Annotated in this window: 13 protein-coding genes; 8 read left to right on the top strand and 5 right to left on the bottom strand. The window is 35.1% G+C overall.

The annotated features are described in order from the left end of the window. Positions 1-67 precede the first annotated feature (67 nt). From C8P70_RS12280 to C8P70_RS12265, 4 genes are read right to left on the bottom strand one after another with little or no spacing between them, the layout of a single operon-like run. Positions 68-1108 carry a hemin-degrading factor gene (locus C8P70_RS12280; protein WP_133713613.1) on the bottom strand — a complete coding sequence of 347 codons (1041 nt, stop codon included), beginning with the start codon at positions 1106-1108 and terminating at the stop codon, positions 68-70. A gap of 5 nt (positions 1109-1113) precedes the next feature. Beyond that, positions 1114-1890, bottom strand: a complete 777-nt coding sequence (locus tag C8P70_RS12275) for a heme ABC transporter ATP-binding protein (RefSeq protein WP_133713612.1) — start codon at positions 1888-1890, stop codon at positions 1114-1116. Positions 1891-1893: 3 nt separating this feature from the next. Next, positions 1894-2925, bottom strand: coding sequence for a FecCD family ABC transporter permease (locus C8P70_RS12270; protein ID WP_133713611.1), 1032 nt, complete (start codon positions 2923-2925; stop codon positions 1894-1896). Between the two features lie 4 nt (positions 2926-2929). Next, positions 2930-3799 carry a heme/hemin ABC transporter substrate-binding protein gene (locus C8P70_RS12265; RefSeq protein ID WP_133713610.1) on the bottom strand — a complete coding sequence of 290 codons (870 nt, stop codon included), beginning with the start codon at positions 3797-3799 and terminating at the stop codon, positions 2930-2932. A 187-nt stretch (positions 3800-3986) separates the two neighbouring features. On the opposite strand from C8P70_RS12265, the gene C8P70_RS12260 reads away from it, so the two are divergent. From C8P70_RS12260 to C8P70_RS12240, 5 genes are read left to right on the top strand one after another with little or no spacing between them, the layout of a single operon-like run. Then, positions 3987-5201 carry an aminotransferase class V-fold PLP-dependent enzyme gene (locus tag C8P70_RS12260; protein WP_133713609.1) on the top strand — a complete coding sequence of 405 codons (1215 nt, stop codon included), beginning with the start codon at positions 3987-3989 and terminating at the stop codon, positions 5199-5201. Between the two features lie 12 nt (positions 5202-5213). Next, the gene (locus tag C8P70_RS12255; RefSeq protein ID WP_133713608.1) at positions 5214-5633 is read left to right on the top strand and encodes a SufE family protein; all 420 of its coding nucleotides are present in this window, start codon (positions 5214-5216) and stop codon (positions 5631-5633) included. Between the two features lie 17 nt (positions 5634-5650). After that, a complete protein-coding gene (locus C8P70_RS12250; protein ID WP_133713607.1) occupies positions 5651-5971 on the top strand; it encodes an SUF system Fe-S cluster assembly protein in 321 nt (106 codons plus the stop codon). 2 nt (positions 5972-5973) lie between these two features. Then, complete coding sequence (locus C8P70_RS12245; RefSeq protein ID WP_133713606.1) at positions 5974-6489, top strand: DUF2480 family protein; 516 nt, start codon at positions 5974-5976, stop codon at positions 6487-6489. Between the two features lie 55 nt (positions 6490-6544). Next, the gene (locus C8P70_RS12240) at positions 6545-7411 is read left to right on the top strand and encodes a DUF3078 domain-containing protein (RefSeq protein WP_133713605.1); all 867 of its coding nucleotides are present in this window, start codon (positions 6545-6547) and stop codon (positions 7409-7411) included. 71 nt (positions 7412-7482) lie between these two features. Here C8P70_RS12240 and hflX read toward each other — a convergent pair whose 3' ends face one another. Next, entirely contained in the window at positions 7483-8700 is a 1218-nt protein-coding gene (gene hflX / locus C8P70_RS12235; RefSeq protein WP_133713604.1) for a GTPase HflX, read from the bottom strand. 207 nt (positions 8701-8907) lie between these two features. Here hflX and C8P70_RS12230 point away from each other — a divergent pair, with 207 nt between their 5' ends. From C8P70_RS12230 to C8P70_RS12220, 3 genes are all read left to right on the top strand, one after another. Then, positions 8908-10680: a tetratricopeptide repeat protein gene (locus C8P70_RS12230; protein ID WP_133713603.1), complete on the top strand. Its 1773-nt coding sequence runs from the start codon at positions 8908-8910 to the stop codon at positions 10678-10680. 267 nt (positions 10681-10947) lie between these two features. Further along, positions 10948-17106: a choice-of-anchor J domain-containing protein gene (locus tag C8P70_RS12225; RefSeq protein ID WP_166666227.1), complete on the top strand. Its 6159-nt coding sequence runs from the start codon at positions 10948-10950 to the stop codon at positions 17104-17106. Positions 17107-17434: 328 nt separating this feature from the next. Further along, the coding region (locus tag C8P70_RS12220) for a choice-of-anchor L domain-containing protein (protein WP_208293409.1) at positions 17435-18991 on the top strand (1557 nt) is incomplete at its 3' end.

The raw sequence follows: 18991 nt of genomic DNA, 5'->3' as shown, positions 1-18991 counted from the left end.
TTTATGCAGTCTTTAATAAAGAGATTTAAAAAAAACCGGTATAACTTTATGATATACCGGTTCTCATTTATTTTAAATCTTTTACTATCTCTCTCCATTCTTCTAGTTCAGGAATGCCTGGTTTCCTTTTCCCGAAGAATTGAACAATAATTTCTCCCATTTCGTTATAAACTTCAACAGCGGTCACTATTCCATCCTCAGTAGGTTTTCTTACAATCCAGGTTTGGGCTATTTTGTCCATATCTAAATGCATATTAAAGTCAGGATCAAGGATATTATACCAGTTTTGGTGCCGCATCAATTTTTTGATTTCGCCAGTGTGGATTTGTATATTTCCTTTATTTCCTACAAAAACCATAATAGGTAGTTGTTGTTCTGCGGATTTTTCTAGTAAGGTTATAATCGAATCTTTACTAATAGGTTTTGCATAATATTCATCCGGAGCAAGGCGCAGAGCCTGTGTTCTGGACAAATTATGTTTTTTGACAAGGGCATAGAAATCGTGGGTATCTTTTAAATTTTTCCAACCCTTTCTAAATTCATCAATATCTATTTCTTGATCCAATCGCTCATCCATATTGCGTAAATAAGGCTCGGTGGTTTCTTCTATAGATTGATTTTCAGATTTATATTTTTCTATAAGCTGTTCAAAAGCTGCTTCATTGCTTTGAGGTACCAGATAAATTTTGTGAATGGCTTCTCCGTCTTTACCAAAAAACTGTAAGCTTTTTCGTTCAATATTTCCTGCTTGTTCTTTTACAGCAAATGCTTTTTTCCAGTGACTTAGAAAAATCCGCATGTCAATGTCTGGATTTACAAATAATCCTGCGTGAGGTGATGAAAAATCAGGATTACTGTAAATACCTTTTCTTTCATGTACGCATTCATCATTTCGAGTTAGTGCCATGACTTTGCCTAAGGATTCTATTTCAGAGAGAATATTTATAAAATCCGGTTCTAATCGAGTAACAGAATTCCCAATCTGAGTAGCCAGAAGTTCCATTTCACTTGCGTTAAGTTCTTTCGCTGCATTTCGGATTCGCATTCCAGGATTATTTTTTTTCAGCGTGTCCCATTGTTCTTTTAAAATATTGGCTCTTGTATTCATATCTTTTATTTTCCAAATATAATTAGAGGGTTGTTGTTAACAGGATTAGTAGTTACAATACACGGAAAATTGTACACTTTAGAAAGTGTATCTTGCGTAAGTACCTTTTGAGGCGTATCATAACAAACTTTTTTTCCTTTTTCCAAAAGTAAGATTTTATCGGCAAATTGAGCAGCTAAGTTTAAATCGTGGATAACCACGATAGCTGTATTTCCTTTAATTGTAAAATCTTTGATTAATTCCAAAATTTTGTGTTGGTGAAGTACGTCTAAATTATTTAGCGGTTCATCCAAAAACAATAATTTGTTTTCTACGTTATTGTTGAGCTGAGATAAAACCCGTGCAAGGTGAACTCTTTGTTTTTCTCCACCCGAAAGGTGATTGTATTCTCTGTTTTGAAGCGGACAAATATCAATGCATTCCATGCTATACTGAATAGCTTTTTTATCTTCTTCAGAGGGGATGTGGTCAAAATAAGGATATCTTCCCATCATAACCACATCTTCTACGTTTAAAGGAATATCACTGTTGTTGTGCTGAGAAAACTTGGCTTTGTGCTTCGGCAATTCTTTTTCGCACCACTGGTTGTAATCACAAGATTTGAGTAGAATTTTATTGCCTTTTTGATGGAGTTCATTAGCGAGCAGACTTAAAAAAGTAGATTTTCCGGCTCCGTTAGGACCTAGTATCGCTACAAACTCACCCGAATTGCATTCAAAGTCTATATCGTTGATGATATGGACTTCTTTTGATCTATAACTTACTTTTTGAGCTTGAATCATGACCTAAATTGATTTTTTAAATCGAATTAATATAGCAATGAAAACCGGAGCTCCCATGATGGATGTTAAAATTCCGATAGGTATTTCAGAAGGCGGAACGATTGTCCGACTTATAGTATCTGCTCCCAATAATAAAATACTTCCGCACACGGCTGATAAGGGAAGAATATAGTAATAATTGGACTTAAATACAAGTCTTAAAATATAGGGAACTATTAAGCCGACAAAGCCAATTGTACCGGTAAAAGCCACAGAAGCCCCTACCATAAGTGCCGATAATAATACAATTCTCCGTTTGATGTTTTCAACCGGGATTCCTAAGTGAGAAGCATCCCGTTCTCCTAGCATCATCGCATTCAAAGACTTCCCTTTATTAATTAACAGAACTACGGATGTTATGATTACTGCGGTCAGTATACCGACTTTTGTCCATGTAGCACCAGCAAGACTTCCCAGTGTCCAGAAGGTGAGGTTTCTGAGTTCTTCATCGTCAGAAAGATAGGTAAGTAAACCAGTTGTAGCGCCAGATAGGGCAGTAATAGCAACCCCTGCAAGTAATAAAACGCCTACATTGGTTTTAGCATTTGTAGATGAAATTTTATAGACAAATGACATGGTAATCATAGCGCCTATAAAACTCATAATACTCAGTAACGAAAAGTGAATAATTTCCGGAACAACGGCTTTGACATAACTACCTAAAACAATTGTTATGGCAGCAAATAAAACAGACCCGGCAGTAATTCCTATGAGATCAGGAGACGCCAATGGATTTTTAAACATTCCCTGTAAGCAGGTTCCTGAAACAGCCAGTCCAGATCCAATTAAAATAGCCATTAATACTCTGGGAAGCCGGACATCAAAAAACACATAGTAATCGCTAGGATTGATGTCTTCATTGCCCGACAGTATTTTCGAAATAGTTTTTAAACTGCCTTCTTCAAACTGATAAACTCCTATAAATATAGATGCAACAGCTAGCACTATTAAAAATAATAGTAATGAAATTAGATAAAAAGACAGCTTTTTTTGCATTGTATTATTTTGATAGCAGGTGATTTAGTTCTTTTACGGCTAATCCTAATCTCGGACTGAAACCAGTTAACAATTGTCCGTCCATAGCTATAATTCTTTTGTTTTTACCTGCGTTTGTTTTTTCAATGCCTTCAATTTTTAAAACGCCGTCAACACCCCCCATACTTTGTAGTCCGGTTGTAAACATTAAAATATAATCCGGATTGCTGTTTAAAAGTGATTCTGGAGTAAGTGGTTTAAAATCTTTAAATTCTGTTACTGCATTTTGCCCTCCTGCAAGATTGATAATACTGTTAGCCGGAGTTTCATCTCCTGCAACTAAAAGCATCGATGCTCCGCGTGCATAGATGAAAAGAACTTTAGGCTTCTTTTCCAAAGTATGCAGATTACTGATATCTTCGTCTATTTTGTCGATAAGTGGCTGATAATTGTTGTTGTTAAGAGAGTTAGCAACAGATTTTATCATGTTTTTTGCGCCCTCTACCGTAAACTCCTGCGTTAGTTTTTCTAATCTTATTCCTGAATTTTGTAACTGTGCCTGTAAATCATCGCTAAGTTCTTTTTCTGTAAAATAAATTACAGTGGGCTGTAAAGACATCAGGCTCTCAATCGAAATTTTTGAAGTATGTCCCAAATCTTTAGCAGTTTCTTTCAAATTTTCAGGAAAAGTACTTGTTACATCTACCCCGACGATATTTTCTGTTTCACCCAGATCAACTAAAATTTCACTTATTGAACCATTAAGAGACACAATTCGTTCGTGTTGTTTCTGTTCTGTCTGTTCCACAGTATTTTCTGTTGTTTGATCTTTTTTGTTTTGGTTGCACGAGGTGATAACCAGAGCAGTCAAGAAGATAAAAGCTATTTTTTTCATAGGATCAATATTTATATTTAATCTAAATTGAGGCAAAAATATAATCTTTTTACGGGATATAAAACATATTTAGATTAATTTTAAATTAATATTTATTCTACTAAAGTATACGAATGCGTATCTTTGTTGCAAGAAAAATTTTTACCTCAAACGATGAGGTTGTTTTTTAAACTTTAAAGTATGCGACATGTTAGATATAAATGCGATAAGGGCTGATTTTCCTATTCTTAATCAAAAAGTTAACGGGAAACCATTGGTGTATTTTGATAATGCAGCTACAGCTCAGAAGCCTAAAGTAGTTGAGAAGGCTATTATAGAATATTATGAAACAATCAATGCTAATATTCATAGAGGAGTTCATACGCTAAGTCAATTAGCAACAGATGCCTACGAAGAATCTCGAAAAAAGATTCAGCATCATGTTAATGCTAAGTCAGATAAAGAAATCATTTTTACTGCCGGAACAACTTTCGGTATCAATTTGGTGGCTAACGGATTTAGTTCTTTCCTTAAAAAAGGAGATGAAATATTAATTTCGGCAATGGAGCATCATTCTAATATTGTGCCGTGGCAATTTGCTTGTGAAAGATCGGGAGCGTCTTTAAAAATAATTCCAATGAATGAAGAAGGAGATCTTATCTTGGAGGAATTTGACAAGCTCATTAATTCAAATACAAAGATGGTTGCCGTAACGCATATTTCTAATGCTTTGGGAACTGTTAACCCCATTAAATACATTATTGATGAGGCTCATAAAGTGGGAGCAGCCGTTTTAATTGATGGAGCACAGGCAACTCCTCATATTAAGCCAGATGTGCAGGCATTGGATTGCGATTTTTATGTTTTTTCAGGACATAAAATTTGCGGACCAACGGGTACGGGAATTTTGTATGGAAAGGAAGCTTGGCTTGATAAACTACCTCCTTATCAGGGAGGAGGAGAAATGATTAAAACGGTTACTTTTGAAAAAACAACTTATGCTTGCCTGCCTCATAAGTTTGAAGCAGGAACGCCTAATATAGCCGGAGGTATTGTGTTGGGATATGCCATCGATTATTTGAATGGGATTGGTTTTGACAAAATAAAAGCATATGAAAAAGACCTTTTAGACTACGGAACTAAAAAATTACTTGAAATAGAGGGATTAAAAATTTACGGAACGGCAAAAGAAAAAACTTCTGTGATCTCTTTCAATATTCAGGGACTTCATCCGTATGATATAGGAGTAATCGTAGATAAATTAGGGGTTGCTGTTCGTACCGGACATCACTGCACACAGCCCATTATGGATTTTTATGGGATTCCCGGTACAGTAAGAGCATCTTTTAGTTTTTATAATACGAAAGAAGAAATAGATATTTTGATTGAAGCAGTGAAAAAAGCAAAGCAAATGCTATCTTAAAATATTAAACAAATGACAATTAAAGAAGTACAGCAAGAAATTATTGATGAGTTTTCAATGTTTGACGATTGGATGCAGCGTTATGAATACATTATCGAGCTAGGAAAAAACCTTCCTTTAATAGATGAAAAATATCAGGTAGAAGAAAATTTAATAAAAGGATGCCAGTCGCAGGTTTGGCTCCACGCTGAAGATAAAAACAACTCAGTGGTATTTACAGCCAATAGCGATGCTATTCTCACGAAAGGAATAATTGCCATATTAGTGCGGGTTTTTTCCGGACAAAAAGCAGAGGAGATTTTGGAGGCAGATACAGGTTTTATAGACGAAATTGGTCTGAAAGAACATTTATCGCCTACTCGCGCCAATGGATTAGTATCTATGGTAAAACAAATAAAAATGTACGCTTTAGCTTATCAAGCTAAGCAGTAATAAATTAGGAATATAATATGGAAGAAATGGATGTACAACAATTGGGAGAAAATATTGTAAAAGTGTTGAAGACAATATATGACCCTGAAATTCCAGTTGATATTTATGAATTGGGATTGATATACGACGTATTTGTAAATGAAACAAGTGACGTTAAAATATTAATGACTTTAACTTCTCCAAACTGTCCGGTAGCAGAAACCTTACCCATGGAAGTAGAAGAGAAAATAAAGTCTATTGATGAAGTAAAAGGTGTTGAAGTGGAGCTGACTTTTGACCCGCCTTGGTCACAGGACTTAATGAGTGAAGAAGCTAAGTTAGAATTAGGAATGCTCTAATTATGGAAGGCGAAATCATTAATAAAGTAGCTAACAGCTCACTTAAAATATTTGATTTGGAAGAGATTTATCCTTCGAATCCTCGTTTAGAGGTGGATATAGCACAGTGGCTTTATCAAGGGTTTGTTTTGAGAGAAAAAGATTTTAGGGAAGCCTTAAAACAAGTAGATTGGTCAGTGTACAAAGATGCTTTTGTGGGATTGTACTGCTCCACAGATGCTATTTTACCCGGATGGGCATATATGCTGTTGACAAGCTATTTGCAGCCTGTAGCAAAACGTGTGTTTTTGGGCGATAAAGATCATTTAGAAAAATCTATTTATCAGGAGCTTCTACTTACTTTGGATTACTCTTCATATATCGATTTACCTGTTATAATAAAAGGGTGTTCTAAAAAAGAAATTCCAGAAGAAGCGTATGTATTAGCTACACAGCAAATGATGAATTATGCTCGGTCAATTATGTTTGGAGAAGCTTGTTCTGCTGTGCCAATATTTAAGAAAACATTTAAAAAATGAGTTTAATTTTTGTTTTTTAGTAATTTGTTTATATTTTCGTATAAAAAATAACAATATGAGAAAAATCTTATTGAGCTTGGTGGCTTTATTAGCTTCGTATTCCATTTATGCTCAGGAAAATCAGACTCAGGAAACTGAAGAAGCAACACAAACCGAAGAACAGGGATGGACATCAGGAGGAAATTTTGCCTTTTTGTTAAATCAGTCTAGTTTTTCAAACTGGCAGGCGGGAGGAGATAATAACTTTTCCGGAAACATCAATGTCAATTATGATTTAAATTATAAAAAAGAAGATTGGACCTGGGACAATAAATTGCAGGTTAGTTATGGTTTAACTAAGATAAAAGGGGAAGATCAGAAAAAAACTGATGATCGCTTAGAAATAAATTCTTTATTAGGGAAAAAAGCAGCTAAGAACTGGTATTATTCTGCATTTTTAAACTTTAAAACTCAGATGGATACCGGTTTAGATGAAAATGGTATTAAAAATTCACATTTTATGTCTCCGGCATATTTGCAAATCGGTCCGGGTATGTTGTGGAAAAAATCAGATAATTTAAAAGTTAATATTGCTCCGGCAACATCTAGATTTATTCTTGTTCACGATCATTTTACAGAGTTTGGAGATGCTTTTGGCGTTGAACAGGGAAAAACAATGAAATATCAGTTAGGGATGGCAGTGAATGGTTATTACAAGTTTAATGCAATGGAAAACGTTTCTGTTGAAAATATTTTAAACCTGTATTCCAAATATCTTGAAAAACCAGAAAACGTAGTTATAGACTATCAATTAAATGTCGTGATGAAAATTAATCGCTTTTTGTCTACTAACTTAACATTTCAGGCGGTGTATGACGACCTCGCCTATCAAGGATTTCAACTTAGAGAAATGGTTGGGCTAGGAATAAATTATAATTTTTAGAATTTCGTAAATCTAGATTTTACAAGTTTTTAAAAAAGCTGCTTCAAAATTTTGAAGCAGCTTTTTTTTAATCAATCAATTATAGAGTTATAATCAGGGTAAAGAAAATTGTTATAAGGAAAACGAGTTATATGAATATTGCGTACTGCTTCATATACTTTTTTCCTAAATTCTTCAAAGTTCTCTTTTTGAGTAGCTGATATAAAAACAGCATTTTGCTCACCAACTTTAGACATCCATGTTTTTTTCCACTCTTCAATAGTACGATGATGAGAAGTACGTTTTGTCATTAAATCATCTTCAGCTATAACTTCTGGCAGATAAGCATCAATTTTGTTAAAAACGATTATAATAGGCTTCTCATTACTTTTTATTTCTTTCAAAATTTCATTAACAGATTCTATGTGGTCTTCAAAATCATGATGAGAAATATCAACAATGTGTAGTAATAAATCAGCTTCCCTAACTTCATCCAATGTACTTTTAAATGATTCAACTAATTGAGTGGGTAGTTTTCGAATAAAACCTACTGTGTCAGAAAGTAAGAAGGGTAAATTTCCAATAACAACTTTTCTAACTGTTGTATCAAGCGTTGCAAATAATTTGTTTTCAACAAAAACTTCACTTTTTCCAACAGCATTCATCAGAGTAGATTTGCCCACATTGGTATAACCAACCAATGCAACTCTTACCATAGCTCCGCGATTACTTCGTTGAGTGGACATTTGTTTATCAATAACTTTTAACTTCTCTCGCAATAAAGATATTCTATCACGAACTATACGGCGGTCAGTTTCAATTTCAGTCTCTCCAGGTCCACGCATCCCAATTCCACCACGCTGTCTTTCTAAGTGAGTCCACATCCCCGCTAAACGAGGAAGCAAATATTGAAATTGTGCTAATTCTACTTGGGTTCGGGCATATGAGGTTTGTGCTCGTTGTGCAAAAATATCTAAAATAAGATTAGTACGGTCAAGAACTTTACAATTCAATATTTTAGAAATGTTTTTCTGTTGGGCAGGAGATAATTCATCGTCAAAAATTACAGTATGTATTTCATTTTCAATTATATAACTGTTAATTTCTTCTATTTTACCTGTTCCTACAAAAGTTTTTGGATTGGGTTGATCCATTTTCTGTATAAAGCGTTCGAATACTTGTCCTCCTGCTGTAAAAGTTAAAAATTCTAACTCATCTAAATATTCTTTGAGTTTTGACTCATCTTGATCTTTAGTAATAATTCCAACAATTACTGATCTTTCAAAATTTATATCTTCCTTTTCAATCATATATATTTATATAGTAGTACAAAATTAATGAAAAGTAACCAATTTTAAATATTGATATCAAGGTATAGGATAAATGAAATTGTAGAACTATAAAAATTTCAATCAATTTTATTTAATAATTCAATTGATAATAATGCATAAAAAGTAGTGATACACATAATTTTATTATATTGTATTAGTTTTTAATTAACTTTTTTTGAATCAATAATGAATGGTATAAAATATAAGATAGGGTTTTTTTCTTTAGTTTTAACTGTAACAACAGCTTTTGCTATCTTTTTCTTGAGAAATAGTAATGAGTCTGTAGTAGATGAGGTGTTAGATAAAAAAACAATAAAAACATACAAAGAATTGGACTCTTTATTAAACTATGATTTGGAACAAGCAGATTTAAAAGTAAAGGAGCTCTATAATCAATCTAAAAAAAGTAAGGATTCTCTGAGTTTAGCATATGCATATTTTTACAGGGAAGTTGTTGAAAGATCGAAATATAGAAATGATAGTCTTTTTTATTTATTGGAAAAAGCTTCCAAATTAGCCACTTATACCGTTGATGAGGATTTAAAAGCACGTATAAATTATGAATTTGGTTTGTATTACTCACACAACGAAAATTATCCAAAGAGTATAGAGTATTTGTTATCTACAAAACAGTATTTTGAAAAAAATAATGAAGCAGCTTTAGGTCAGTTTTATAATATGTTAGGTGTTATATATCTTGTTATGGATGATATAGAAAAGTCTTCTATCTTCCATCAAAAAGCATTTGAAATATTTGAAAAAAACAATGATACGGTTGGTAAGGCAATCCATCATGCTAATATAGGGAAACTTCTTATACGACAATCCGATTATAAGCATGCGAAAGAAAAATTAAAATCCTCTTTTAAAACATTCGAAGCACTTAAAGATACTTTGACAATGATTAAGGTGTTAACCTTTCTGTCTGATGCAGAACTATACTCTGGAAATACAACAGCATCAATTAGTTATATTGAAAGAGCTTATGGTTTTACAAAATATTTTAACGATATTAGTTTGGAAGGGCATATTCTTTTACATTATGGAAATATTTATGAGTATGATGAGAACTATGAGAAAGCTTTATATTATTACCTCAAAGGGCACAAAATGGTAGATTGTATTTATTTAGATTTTGGTACGCTTAAAACTATTTCAAACATCTATTTTAAAACGAACAGATTATTTGATGCTTATAGTTATTTAGAAAAATATCATCAAGTAAAAGATAGTATTAATGGTGCTGAAATAAAATCTCAGATTGAGTCAATGCAGTGGGAAAATAAGTTGAAAGAGCAAGAGTATAAAAATACATTATTAAAAATAAATCGAGAGATAGATAAACAAAAATACCTTAATCGAACTAGAGTTTACTTTTTTCTGATTGTAACAACATTAGGAATTGCACTTTTATTAGCACTATTATACAGAAACAAAAAGAAATCTTTGTTAATAAGTGTATTAGAACAAAAGAGACTGACTGAAAAAGCAAAGGTGGAAACTAAATTGAAAAAAATGAATCAAGAAAAACATGAATATGAATTAGATAAAAAAAATCGGGAGTTAGTGGCTATGAATATTCAGTTATTATTAAATACGCAGTTTTTGTCAGAAGTAGAAAAAGTAGTCGAAAATAATGCTAAAGCTGAAGATATGGAAAAAGAATTAAAGCAAATGATTCGTAATCTAGATAATAAAGAGAAAAGCTGGGAGAAGTTTAAGGCTGCTTTTCAAAAAATACATCCAACTTTTTTTGCGACTATTCAAAACAAATATCCGCAGTTATCGAAAGCTGAGATAAGAATATGTATGTACATCAAAATAAATATGGATAATAATGAGATAGCAACTTTGTTAAGCATTGAATATAGAAGTTTAATTACTATAAGAAGTAGAATTAGAAAGAAATTGACTTTAGACAAAAATGATAATCTAGATGAATTTGTAAAAGCATGGTAAAAATAAAATAATATCTGTCTTTTTAAAATAGTGTTTGTTTCCATAAGCATTTTTTAACACTTATTATTTTATTATTTTGATTATTAGTTAGATGTGTTTTTTAAAAAAATAATTTAGTTTACCATTTGTTTACAATGTAAATTAAGATCATTGATTTGATGTTAATATATTGCGGTAGATATTAAGTTAAAATTAAGTCTTATTTAGGATTGACAATTATTCAAGATTAAATGCAATATAATTATGATCAAAAAAATAATCTATTTCATGTTAGCCTTACTATGCCTTGCAGCTGCTTATGGCATCCAGCGTTGGTCTGTTACCCCTTCTTTTGAGGAGTTCCAAATCCATCGGGAAAAACAGCTATCCACAGAAAAAACTGCTTTTAGCTGTATCCCACCTTCTGATTTAGAAGTGAAAAGCGTAAAAACGGACGAAGCTGTTATTTATTGGGATGATAGTTCCGGCAGTACATGGGAATATTATGTAGTTCCGTATGGCGATCCCACACCGTCTACTTTTACAACAACGACTAATAAAGAGGAGCTTATAACGCAGGATCAAAATGGAAATAGTTTACAGCCCGATACACAATATGAGTTCTATGTACGCACCGACTGTGGTGCAGATGGTATGAGCAGTTGGGCAGGTCCCTTTGATTTTAAAACGTTGTGCTCATCGTTGACAGTTCCTTTTGCGGAAGGATTTAATACGACGTCAACTACATTTGATTGCTGGACAATTGTGGATGGCAATCAGGATGCAACTTCTCCAACGGATGACAATATCTGGTATGGTGTAGATGTTTATTATGCTTATGAAGGAAATAAGGCGATGTTTTTTAAAGGAGACCCAAACAAAACGCATGATGACTGGCTGATTTCTCCGGCGATTGCGCTGACCGGTGGTATTTATGCGATTTCATATTATTACAAAACTTCTGCATTAGTGGCTGATGAAAACGAATTTGAAGTATTGTTGTCTCAAAACGGAATAGATATCGATCAGTTCACCACTGTTTTATTGTCTAAGCAGGTGTATGGCCAAAGTACTTATAAAAAGAAAACTGTATATGTACAGGGTATTACAGCAGATATACATCTGGCCTGGCATATCACTTCTACCCGACAAACGGAAGTTTATCTGGATCTGGTAACGGTTGAAGAAGTGGGTTGTGTAGGGATAGATTTGGACGATATTGCAATAACCGATTTAAAAACGGACGAGGTAACCCTGGAGTGGACAGATGATAATAACACACAATGGGAATATTACGTACGGCCCGTGCCCATTAGTGGTGGTGGAGTACCTACCGGAAGTGGGACGCCTACCAATAATAAAGAGGAAATCATTACCCGTGTAAATGGTGGAGGAAGTTTACTGCCCGATACAGAATACGAGTTTTGGGTGCGTACGGATTGCGGTTCAGGCAATAAAAGCCAGTGGATCGGACCGATTATATTTAGAACACCTTGTGTTGTTTTACCTTTACCTTTTACCGAAGGATTTAATTCAGACTCTGTTACTTTTGATTGTTGGAGGATTATTAATAATAATGATCCGTCAAGAGGATGGAGAAAGTATAATTTATATGATTATCGCTATGAAGGAGATTTCGGTATGATGTTAGATATGAGAATTTTAGGGCTTTATAAATATTGGTTAATTTCCCCAACATTCACTTTAGATAATACAAAAACATATAAATTAGAATATTACTTACAATATTCTCGAGGTGTAGTGCTGGGCACTTATATTAACGATAAATCCTTTTTTGATGAAAATGTCTTAATAAAGGTAGGAGAATCGGAATATAAAGATTTGTTTCCTAATGATATAGATTCGGAAAATCCTAATTTTATTAAACAGACCGTTTATCTAAAAAATATAGGAGGAGATATTCAAGTGGCTTGGGGAGTCATAACCGATAGCGTTGAAGGGAAAAGGATAGCGATAGATTATGTAACTCTGGAAGAGGTAGTCTGTGCAGGACCAATTAAGCTGTATAAAAAAGAAGAAAAGGAGGATCAAGCCACAATCTATTGGGAAGACGAGATTAACACAGAGTGGGAATATGTGGTACAGAAGACAGGAAAGACCGGGATTCCGGTAGGTAGTGGAGTTAAAACAACAACAACAGAAAATATTATTACGAAGGAGTTTAACGGAGATTCTCTAGAACCCGATACAGTGTATGAGTATTACGTACGGGCTAAGTGTATCAACGGACAAGATAATGCTAATTCATGGTCGGAATGGGAAGGTCCCATGCTATTTAGAACGACTTGTACCAAAATGAGCTTACCGTTTTGGGAAGGATTTAATTACGATTCCCCAACAGCTTCATGTTGGAGAGTAGTTTATTCTGAGAGAGGGGAAGGAAGCAGTACCTGGGGTTATTCAACCTACAGTCCTTTTGAAGGAAACCGCTTTGTAGAACTTGTGGCAAGTAATTATAACACCTCTCAATCAGATGATTGGTTGATTTCTTCGACCTTTACCTTAGACGCCACTAAAAAATATAGATTAAAATATCACTTTAACACTAACAATAATACTTTAGATATCGAAGTTTTAGCTTCTAATAAGGGGACTGTCCGGTCAGACTTTTCAAATATACTGATGGCAAAAACTTATCAAGGTTTAAACTGGGAAAAAGAAGAGATAATAATTTCAGATTTAGGCGGAGAGGTAAATTTTGCTTGGCGGGTACTTGCTCCATCAGCAGGAGCATCGTATTTTAGGTTAGATGATGTGTATTTTGAAGAGTTAGATTGCCTATCTCCAGAAGATTTAAATGTGGAAGATCTCAAAGAAGATGAGGTTACTATATCTTGGGAAGAAGATACCAATTTAGAGTGGGAGTATATTGTTCAAAAAGAAGGTAAAGGAAGACCGGTCAGCTCCGGAACATCTACAACGACCAATGAAAATATCATCTCTACAGATATAGACGGAAACAACCTGGATCCCAATACAGCCTATGAATTCTACGTACGCGTTAATTGTGGAGGAGGGATGTATAGCGAATGGGTAGGACCCTATGTTTTTAAAACAGGAGCAGCTTGTAAAGACGGATTTGATACTCCGTTTTGGGAAGGATTTAATTCTGATTCCCAAACGGTAGGCTGTTGGTTAACGGTAGATAGTGGTGTGCGGGAAGCTCTTCATGAAGGAAACGGAATAGAAATGGGATGGAATAATAATGGATTGATGAGTATGATTCCTGAAAGTAAAGAAGGAGGGAATATAGCATGTTATTATCAAGTTGATTTTATGGGGACAGAACAATATGAAGCATGGTTAATATCTCCTACTATTAAATTAGATGGAGGAAAATATGTTTTAAAGTATGATTATGTTGCTTTAAATGATTTGTTTGGTTTTGCTGTAGATAGCCAGTTTGAAGTATTATTATCTGAAAAAGGCACAGATATCGATGAATTTTCCAAAGTATTACTTCCTAAAGACAGTTATACAAATACAGATTGGAAGGAACAGCTGATTGAGATAGACGGAATAAAAGGAGATATTAATTTAGCATGGCATATCACTTCTGTTGGAACCACATTAGTAGGGCTAGATAATATTTCTGTAGAAAAAATAAAAGATTGTCCGAAACCTTATGGGGTAGAAATTGTCGATGAAACTTCCGTAAGCATAGATATAGCCTGGCAGCAGGATGGAGGTTCATCAGAATGGGAGGTGATAGTGGTTGATTACGGAGAAGATGAAATAGCTAAACCTGTTCAGACCGTAAAAGTAACAGGCGTCCCCGAAGCAAGTCTGTCCGGATTAGACCCGAATAAGGAATACACGATTTATATACGAAGTGTTTGTGCTGAAAAAGACATTAAAAGCGAATGGTCTTTGCCCATACACAAAATACCTCCGCAAACCAATGTTGATTGTAACCATGCCAAAATCGTACCGATCAATCCGGGATCGGATTGGGATAAATACGTCTATGGTTCTTTTGTCGGAGCAACCGCTTCTTCGATAGATTTACCGAGTTGTAATGGATGGGATACTTCTCAGCAAAAAGATATCTGGTTTGAGTTTACAGCGACCGAAAAGGTACATGTACTAAAAATTTTAGACTTATCTATAGGAGTTACAATAAATAGGATGTTTGGAGCACTTTATAGTCAAAATTGTGGATTAATTAATAGCAATTCCCCGGTAGATTGCTTTGAAATAACAACGTTTGATAATGAGGACTTCCAGATATTGAGAGGTTTGACTCCGGGACAAAAGTATTACATTCGGTTCGTGGAAAGCAGTACTAATAACAGTGTACTCTCATTTAATTTGAGTATCACTTCGCCGAGTATTGAGTTTAGCCCAAGCGGAGATTTGTATAGTATAGATGAATTAGTCCAAGAAGTATTTATACGTTCAGAATCGGATTGTGAGGTTACCTCTAATATAGATTATATTATATCAAAATCTTTAGTACTTCCTGATGGTACTATGATTATCGGAAATCCAAATACTATTGGATACTTTAAAAACACAAAAGGGAAAGAGGTATTTCCTTTTGAAGAAGGAGTAATACTGAGCAACGCAGATGTTGATATTAATACTTTTGGCGCCTACGAATTGGATTTAGTAAATCATCCTCCTTTTCCGCGAGATTATGTAATAGATCCTGATTTAGAAAATTTATATGGAAATATGAGTACAACCGGACTATCCCATCAGGCAATCCTTGAATTTGATTTTATTCCTTTGACGGACTCTTTACAATGGGAATATCTGTTTGCCTCAGATTGTTTTGGAGATGTTTGCGTTTTTAGTAATGATTTAAATGGAGGAGGTGTGGTTGGCAGCTGGATTATCAATAAAGAAACCGAAGAGAGAACAAATGTAGCTTTAACACCTCAAACAGAACAACCAGTGGGAGCTATGTATATCATGGATAAAGAGCTGCGCTGTTTTGATATCAATCCTGATTTAGTAGGATGGATTAATAATATAAATGATATGCGCTATGATAAGCGAAAATCTCCTATCAATTTTACGGGGATGACCGTTCCGTTACAAACAAAAAAGGCAGAAGTGGTTCCCGGGCATAAATACAGGATCAAAATAGTTGCGGGTAGTAGGTGTGTCAGAGGACATCACTCTGCAGTATTTCTAAATGGAGGGAGTTTTAATGTAGGAGATATTACGTTAGGATCTGATTTATTGATAGAGACCAATAACGCTTTGTGTGATAACCAAACGAGCGTTATACGTTTATACACAGATGTATCAGATGTAATTAAAAAAGAATATGAATGGTACAAAGATGGTGTTTTAATTTCTAGCGCTAACACTCCGGATTTAGAAGTCAGTGAAGCCGGAGAATACAAGGTTGTGATGTATCTTACCGAGTTAAATTGCGAATTTACGGATACTATTGTGGTAGAAGCTTATCCTGCAATTTCTGAAACCGTTCACCAGGCAGAGAGTATTGTGGTTTGTAGTACTTCTTTACAAGATATCCGGGTTAACTTAACTCAGGTAGAAGCAGGAATGTTCCGCAATGTTGATACAGAGATCTATATTATAGCAGGGTATTACAACACCATGGAAGATGCTGAAGCAGCCAAAAATGCGATAGCCGATGCAGCAAATTATTCCTTAGGTAAAGAAGTGCAGCCTCAAAATTTATATATCCGCGTTGAAAATACAGTAACGAGTTGTTACGAAGTATTTGTGTTGCCGATTCAGCCAGAAGAAGGAGCAGTTCCCGATAAACCATCCGACATTACAGTTTGTGCAGAATACGTATTCCCTGCCACAGCAGGCAATCAGTATTACTATACCGAACCGGGCGGAGCAGGAAAAGCTTATAAAACCGGAGATATTTTAGCCGAACCGGGAGAACATACCATTTACCTGTTGCAGGTCAACAGCGAGGAAGGCTGTTATGAAGAGACCGCTTATCAGGTAAATATTACAGCTCCTGTCACAGCAGATGTTTTTGAAGACAAAACCTTGAGTTGCGAGTATTACCAGCTGGTACCGCTGTCTGAACACAATCACTACTATACCGAACCGGAACGACAGGGTAATGAGCTATATGCAGGCATGCAGATTCTTCAGGGACAGACCATTTATGTCTATGCCAGTTCAGAGGACGGTTTGTGTACCGATGAAAGCAGTTTTACCATCGATTATGAAGATTGTCCGATTCCACGGGGAATCTCGCCAAACAATGACGGTTTAAATGATGTTTTTGATTTAACTCCTCATGGCGTGGAAAGCATTAAGATTTATAACCGTTGGGGAACGGAGGTGTATTCTCACAACGAGGGTTATACCACCCAATGGTACGGACAAAACAAAAACGGCAAACAATTGCCGGATGGCACGTATTACTACGTGATTCAGGCGCATGGAAAAATTCGCACAGGATGGGTGCAGATCAATAAATAGTTTTTTAGTTAGAATTGGTTGTTCCCGGATAAGTGTTTCATGATTTATTGATTGCCGAGGAATAATTCATTAAAAGAAGAAAGTGATGATGGTATGTTGATTAACAAATTATTAAAAGACTTAACACTAGTTATGCGTATGATTATTTAATTTCACTTATTTCAAGACAAGCCAAAGATTCGTATTAAGTTTATTATACTTTACAATTTATTTTTCTCGAAAAGAGTATCGAGTTTTTAGAACGTTTTTTTTAGATAGCTTATTTTTTAATTTATTTTGGTTAAATTTCTATTAAATAATTATATTTGTCTGTTTTAAGTTTGTTTAGATGAAAAAAAATGTTCTATTTCTTTTGGCTTGTTTTTCTCTGTTCTCTGTATATGGACGGAATACAATTGTAAAAGAAAATATAGCTGATCATATTCAGTATATATTAGACGAGGCTCAGTTTGCGACATATCGACAATCCGTATTGTTTTTTGCACCTGCAAATGACGACTGTACAGATGCGGTATCTTTAATGGTTAATCCCGATTTGGATTGCGGTCAAAAACTATCGGTTGATTTTACGGGAGCAACCGCTTCCGGAAAAGCAGTTCCCTTTTGTTCGGCAGTTGGATCCTCTCCGAAAGATTTGTGGTTTGAGTTTACCGCCACTTCTGACAAACATATATTTAGTATTTCCAATGAAAAAAACATGCCTGCTACGCTTTACGGAGCGCTTTACGACAGGGATTGCAGTGCCATAAATGCTACGGCATCTCAATGTTTTTCATTGACAGCTGCTGTTAAAAAGATAACGCTGGACAAGTTAAAACCAGGCAAAAAATACTACATCCGACTGATGAGCGGAGAAACAACTCCGACCACTACGCTGGATTTGTGTTTAGGCACGGTTCCTCCCCCTATAAAAGTAAGCCCTAGCGGGGAGATGTATACGGTGGAAGAACTGGTAAAAGACGTCTTGGTAAAATCAGGATGTGATTTGGTTTCCAATATACGATATCAAGTTGGAGATGGAAGTCCTGCGACCAAATCAGTAAATACCTTGGGTTATTTTAATAAAAATGGATCTTCTTTTCCTTTTGAAGAAGGAATAGTATTATCAACTGGTGAAGTACAATATGTTCCGGGACCTTACGGCGTAGGAGGTAGAGGAAATAATCCTCATCGTTGGGTAGGAGATAAAGATTTAAACGATGCGATAAATGATACTGGAGGAAAACCAGAACCAACTATGCGGGTAACACAGCTAGAGTTTGATTTTATTCCTGTAAAAGATAGTTTAAAATTTGAATATTTATTTTCCTCCAATAGTTATATCAATGGATGTACCTACACTTGTTTAAATGGGGCATTATTTGCCGCCTGGTTAATTGATTTAACTACTGGTACGGGAGAAAACTTAGCTAAAATACCGGGAACTACCGTTCCTATTTCTTTAAAAAGTATTTGGGATAATGCAAAAATAACGGGGACGAGCTGTAATTCTTATCCGGAGTTTTTTTGGAACGCCTATCAAGGCGGTAATGCGGATCCTCAGACAGCTCCAATTGATTATGCCGGTTCTACAGTAGGAATGGAATCTGAATCAGTGACTGTAGTTCCCGGCCGTAAATATCACATCAAACTGGCAGTAATGGATTTCTGTCAGAATCCGGATCACACTTCCGCTGTCTTTTTCAACGCGCGCAGTTTTGATTTGGGTAACCCCGAGATCGGTGAGGACATGAGCATCGAGGGCGGCAATGCGCTTTGTCCTGGGGATACAATTGAGCTCGGTCAGAATCTGGAGGCGAAGGACTATTTAATCCAGTGGACCAAAAACGGCAAAGATCTTATCGGAGAAAACGGTGAGACTTTAAAAGTAAACGAGCCTGGTTTG

Source organism: Myroides indicus (assembly GCF_004364575.1).
GTDB classification, from domain to species: Bacteria; Bacteroidota; Bacteroidia; order Flavobacteriales; family Flavobacteriaceae; genus Flavobacterium; species Flavobacterium indicum_A.
Note: the sequence above shows the minus strand (reverse complement) of the source record. Positions and strands in the feature narration are given on the sequence as shown.

Excerpts from the sequence above, each read along its gene's own strand:
- C8P70_RS12275 (WP_133713612.1), bottom strand. The coding sequence starts at position 1,890 with ATGATTCAAGCTCAAAAAGTAAGTTATAGATCAAAAGAAGTCCATATC.
- hflX (WP_133713604.1), bottom strand. The coding sequence starts at position 8,700 with ATGATTGAAAAGGAAGATATAAATTTTGAAAGATCAGTAATTGTTGGA.
- C8P70_RS12245 (WP_133713606.1), top strand. The coding sequence starts at position 5,974 with ATGGAAGGCGAAATCATTAATAAAGTAGCTAACAGCTCACTTAAAATA.
- C8P70_RS12280 (WP_133713613.1), bottom strand. The coding sequence starts at position 1,108 with ATGAATACAAGAGCCAATATTTTAAAAGAACAATGGGACACGCTGAAA.
- C8P70_RS12265 (WP_133713610.1), bottom strand. The coding sequence starts at position 3,799 with ATGAAAAAAATAGCTTTTATCTTCTTGACTGCTCTGGTTATCACCTCG.
- C8P70_RS12240 (WP_133713605.1), top strand. The coding sequence starts at position 6,545 with ATGAGAAAAATCTTATTGAGCTTGGTGGCTTTATTAGCTTCGTATTCC.
- C8P70_RS12260 (WP_133713609.1), top strand. The coding sequence starts at position 3,987 with ATGTTAGATATAAATGCGATAAGGGCTGATTTTCCTATTCTTAATCAA.
- C8P70_RS12250 (WP_133713607.1), top strand. The coding sequence starts at position 5,651 with ATGGAAGAAATGGATGTACAACAATTGGGAGAAAATATTGTAAAAGTG.
- C8P70_RS12255 (WP_133713608.1), top strand. The coding sequence starts at position 5,214 with ATGACAATTAAAGAAGTACAGCAAGAAATTATTGATGAGTTTTCAATG.
- C8P70_RS12270 (WP_133713611.1), bottom strand. The coding sequence starts at position 2,925 with ATGCAAAAAAAGCTGTCTTTTTATCTAATTTCATTACTATTATTTTTA.
- C8P70_RS12230 (WP_133713603.1), top strand. The coding sequence starts at position 8,908 with ATGAATGGTATAAAATATAAGATAGGGTTTTTTTCTTTAGTTTTAACT.
- C8P70_RS12225 (WP_166666227.1), top strand. The coding sequence starts at position 10,948 with ATGTTAGCCTTACTATGCCTTGCAGCTGCTTATGGCATCCAGCGTTGG.